Source organism: Eubacterium multiforme, from assembly GCF_030813415.1.
Taxonomy (GTDB): Bacteria; Bacillota; Clostridia; order Clostridiales; family Clostridiaceae; genus Clostridium; species Clostridium multiforme.
This window is the reverse complement of record NZ_JAUSUF010000029.1, coordinates 1-4,648: the sequence shown is the minus strand read 5'-3', so window position 1 is coordinate 4,648 and position 4,648 is coordinate 1. Positions and strand designations below refer to the sequence as shown.

The window sequence follows — 4,648 nt, the reverse complement described above, 5'->3', positions numbered from 1 at the left end:
CAATAAAAAGTTTAATCATACTCATAAAACTTACTTTAATAAAAAGAATTGCTGGTTCTAAATGTATTCTATATATTCTGTTCAATTTTCAAAGATCTAAGCAATCTTGTTGACTGCTTTATTATAATATCACTTAAGTTTCTTATTGTCAACAACTTTTTTTAAGTTGTTTTTCAATGTTTTCCCTCAGGAGAAACTTATGTGGCCGTCATTACCTGACAACGGATATTATAGTATCACGTTTATACTTTTAATAATCTTTTATTATCAATCATTATATTAAATTATTTTTATAATACTATAAATTACTACTTTTTTCTCTATATATCAAATAGTGATACGCCTGGTTTAGTTATCATTTAAAATCTTATAATTTTACATATTTCATTTAATATTTCTAGTAATATCTATATAATTTTTAATTATAATTTATCTTTTATTTCCTTCAGTTTAATTATTAAAAGAAAAGTCCCATTAAATAAATATATTAATCTCTTAATTTTATCTACTTAATAGGACGTAACTTAATTCATATTACTTTTTATTTTAAATTATTAACTAATTCCTTAAATTTATTTCCTCTTTCCATAAAGTTAGGGAACATATCAAATGAAGCACATGCTGGTGATAATGTTACTATATCTCCTTCTACTGCTATTTCTTTTGCCTTATTAACAGCATCTTCAAAGCTATTAACCTCAATTATCTCTACTTCTATATCTTTTTCTGCTTTTAAATTTCTAAATACTTCTTTTATCTTCTCTTTAGTTGCTCCAAGTAATATTAATTTCTTTATAAATGGATATCCCTCTTCTGCTAATGGTTTAAATGGTATATGTTTATCATAGCCACCTGCAATTAATATTACCTTTTCATCAAAGGCTTTAAGTCCTGCAAGTGTTCTTGTTGGGCTTGATGCAATTGAATCATTATAGTACTTAACGCCATTAAGTTCTCTTACTAATTCACATCTATGCTCAACTCCACCAAAAGTTTCACATACCTTTTTCATAGATTTTATTGATACATCATCTTTAGTAGCTATAAATGCAGCTAAATAGTTTTCTACATTATGCATTCCTTTTAATACAATATCTTTTCTCTTTACTACTTCTTTTCCTTCTAGATATAATGTTCCATCTTTATAGTAAGCTCCATGTTCTAATACTCTTTTTGAGCTAAATTCTCTAACTTCACCTTTAGCTTCCTTTTCAAAACTATATGTTATTTCATTTTCTCTATTTACTACTAATACACTTGATTCTTCTCCATATAAAAATACATTTTTCTTTGCATCAATATATTCTTGCATATCTTTGTGCATATCTAAATGATTTGGTGCTAAATTAGTACATATAGCAACATCTATTGGTAAATCCATTGTCATAAGTTGAAAACTTGATAATTCTAAGACTACCATATCTTCTTTCTTTATATCTTCAATTTGAGCAAAAAGTGGTGTTCCAATATTTCCACCTACCCAAGTTTTATAGCCTTCTTCCATTAATAACTTTGATATTATAGTTGTAGTAGTTGTTTTTCCGTCACTTCCTGTAACACCATATATTTTTCCTTTGCAATATCTTACGAACTCTTCCATTTCTGAAGTTATGTATGTACCTTCATTTTTAACCTTAATTAAAGCATCACAATCTATTCTCATTGAAGGTGTCTTAAATACAACATCAAATCCTGTTAAATTATCTAAATAATCTTCTCCAAGAGATAAATTAACTCCCTTTTTCTTAAAATCTTCTGCAACACTTCCTAGTTTTTCTTCTGTTTTTATATCAAAAGCAGTTACCTTAGCCCCAAGTTCTACTAGAAAATTTATAAGAGGAATATTACTAACACCTATTCCTACTACTCCAACCTTTTTGTCTTTGATAAAATCCTTAAATTCTTTAAAATCTTTTCTCATACTTTGCCTCCAAAAGTCTTATACTACTATCAACTTATATATTATGAATTATTTTAAATTTTGTCCTAATTGTTTCTAATTATAACACTATAGATTATTATTTTTAAGCATTTAATACCTTATATATTATAAAATAATTTTATTTTATAAAGAGCACATTTTTATGTGCTCTTATATTATTTAATAACATAATCATCTATAGTATTAAATACTTTAAATAACAACTCATTAAGCTGTCTATTTTTAATAAATTCTAGTTCTATATTCAATCCTCCAGCTAAGAAAAGTTTTATTTCTGCATCTAAATCCATTCTTCCTGCTGTTTCTATTGAATAAGTGATTATCTTGCTATATGGTATAGCATAGTATTCTGTTTTCTTACTTGTTATTCCTTGTTTATCACAAATTAATATTTTCTTATCTGTAAATATGGCTGCATCTCTAAATGTTTTTACTGCAAAAAGTGCTGTTTCATTTTTATTTACAAACCCCTTTAAATCTTCTGGTATTCCTATTTCTTCATAAAAAGTAAATACTCTTTTATTTGTTAATTCTCCCATATATATCTCCTCCTTTTATAATTAATTAAAGTATAAGGAGCATTTTTATTAAAATGCTCCTTCTATTTATAACAATTATTAAAATTCTAAACTTTTAGCAATGTAAGCTTCTAAATCTTCAATCTTAATTCTTTCTTGTTCCATTGAATCTCTATCTCTTACAGTTACAGCGCCATCTTCTAATGTATCAAAGTCTATTGTTATACAGAATGGAGTACCTATTTCATCTTGTCTTCTATATCTCTTACCTATACTTCCAGCTTCATCATATTCAACATTGAACTTTTTAGCAAGTTCTCCGTATACTTCTAATGCCTTTTCTGATAGTTTCTTTGATAATGGTAATATTGCTGCCTTAAATGGTGCAAGTGCTGGATGAAGATGCATAACTATTCTTGAATCTTGTTTATCTTCTGTTGATAAATCTTCTTCATCATAAGCATCAACTAAAAATGCAAGTGCAACTCTATCAGCTCCAAGTGATGGTTCTATACAGTATGGAATGTATTTTTCTTTAGTCATTGGATCTAAATAAGTTAAATCTGCTCCTGAGTGTTCTGCATGTTTCTTTAAGTCATAGTCTGTTCTATCAGCTATTCCCCAAAGTTCTCCCCATCCAAATGGGAATAAATATTCTATATCTGTTGTTGCATTTGAATAGAATGAAAGTTCTTCTTTTTCATGGTCTCTTAATCTTAAGAAATCTTTATTAACTCCTAAGTTTAATAGGAAGTTCCAGCAATATTCTCTCCAATATTCAAACCATTCTAAATCTGTTCCTGGCTTACAGAAAAATTCTAGTTCCATTTGTTCAAATTCTCTTGTTCTGAAAGTGAAGTTACCTGGAGTAATTTCATTTCTGAAAGACTTACCAATTTGACCTATACCAAATGGTACTTTCTTTCTTGAGCTTCTTTGAACTTGTTTAAAGTTTATAAATATACCTTGAGCTGTTTCTGGTCTTAAGTATATTTCATTTTTAGCATCTTCAGTTACTCCTTGGAAAGTTTTAAACATAAGGTTAAATTGTCTTATGTCAGTATAATTCATCTTTCCACATTTAGGACATACTATATTGTGCTCTTCTATATATGCCTTTAACTGTTCATTTGACATTCCATCTGCTGAAGCTACTTCTATGCCACTTTCAGTCATATGATCTTCAACTAATTTGTCTGCTCTAAATCTTGCCTTACATTCTTTACAATCCATTAATGGATCTGAGAATCCGCCTAAGTGACCTGATGCAACCCAAACTTCCTTGTTCATTAATATAGCACAGTCAACACCTACATTGTATGGACTTTCTTGGATGAATTTTTTCCACCATGCCTTCTTAACGTTATTTTTAAATTCTACTCCTAGTGGACCGTAATCCCATGAATTTGCAAGACCTCCATATATATCTGATCCTGGGAATATGAATCCTCTATTTTTACATAGTGCAACTATCTTATCCATAGTCTTTTCTACTGCCATTGTTAATCCCTCCAAATTTTTATTTTTGTAATAAAAAAAAGCCTTAAGCACAATAAAGGGACGAAAAACTTTCCGCGGTTCCACCCTTCTTGGCTAAAGCCCAACTTTCTATCTTATGCTCAAAAGCTCCCTTCATTTTAATTTATTAATGATTTGCACCAAACATCATCTCTCTATAAATAAATTTAAAACTACTCTTCTTTTTCATCGCAAATATTTAACTATATATTTCATTTTATCAAAAGACTTTTATATGTCAAGGTGTATACAAGCTTATTTTAAGTATTCTATGAAATTATTTATAGTATAGACACTTTTTTCTTTTTTAAACACAAAAAAAGCAGCAACTAAAAGTTACTGCTAAATTTCTAATAATAAAAAAATGGCTCCGCGAAGAGGACTTGAACCTCCAACCTATCGGTTAACAGCCGAGTGCTCCACCATTGAGCTATCGCGGAATATCCATATAACAAATATATTGTTTTAAAATAAAAATGGCTCCGCGAAGAGGACTCGAACCTCCAACCTGTCGGTTAACAGCCGAATGCTCCACCATTGAGCTATCGCGGAATATCAATATAATACTTTAAAACAAAAATGGCTCCGCGAAGAGGACTTGAACCTCCAACCTATCGGTTAACAGCCGAGTGCTCCACCATTGAGCTATCGCGGAATATTTGCTACATTT

At 29.3% G+C, this 4,648-nt stretch carries 3 protein-coding genes, 3 tRNA genes and 1 other annotated feature; all 6 genes read right to left on the bottom strand.

What is annotated here, in order from left to right; all coding sequences use genetic code 11:
* Positions 1-541 precede the first annotated feature (541 nt).
* Entirely contained in the window at positions 542-1,921 is a 1,380-nt protein-coding gene (gene murD / locus J2S18_RS16355; protein ID WP_307488431.1) for a UDP-N-acetylmuramoyl-L-alanine--D-glutamate ligase, read from the bottom strand.
* Between the two features lie 176 nt (positions 1,922-2,097).
* Complete coding sequence (locus tag J2S18_RS16350; RefSeq protein ID WP_307488429.1) at positions 2,098-2,481, bottom strand: PH domain-containing protein; 384 nt, start codon at positions 2,479-2,481, stop codon at positions 2,098-2,100.
* 78 nt (positions 2,482-2,559) lie between these two features.
* Entirely contained in the window at positions 2,560-3,960 is a 1,401-nt protein-coding gene (locus tag J2S18_RS16345) for a glycine--tRNA ligase (protein WP_307488427.1), read from the bottom strand.
* A gap of 53 nt (positions 3,961-4,013) precedes the next feature.
* Positions 4,014-4,177: a binding site (T-box leader), on the bottom strand.
* Positions 4,178-4,343: 166 nt separating this feature from the next.
* A tRNA-Asn gene (locus J2S18_RS16340) sits at positions 4,344-4,418 on the bottom strand.
* Between the two features lie 37 nt (positions 4,419-4,455).
* Positions 4,456-4,530 (bottom strand) — tRNA-Asn (locus J2S18_RS16335).
* Between the two features lie 28 nt (positions 4,531-4,558).
* Positions 4,559-4,633: transfer RNA gene (locus J2S18_RS16330), tRNA-Asn, on the bottom strand.
* Positions 4,634-4,648: the final 15 nt, after the last annotated feature.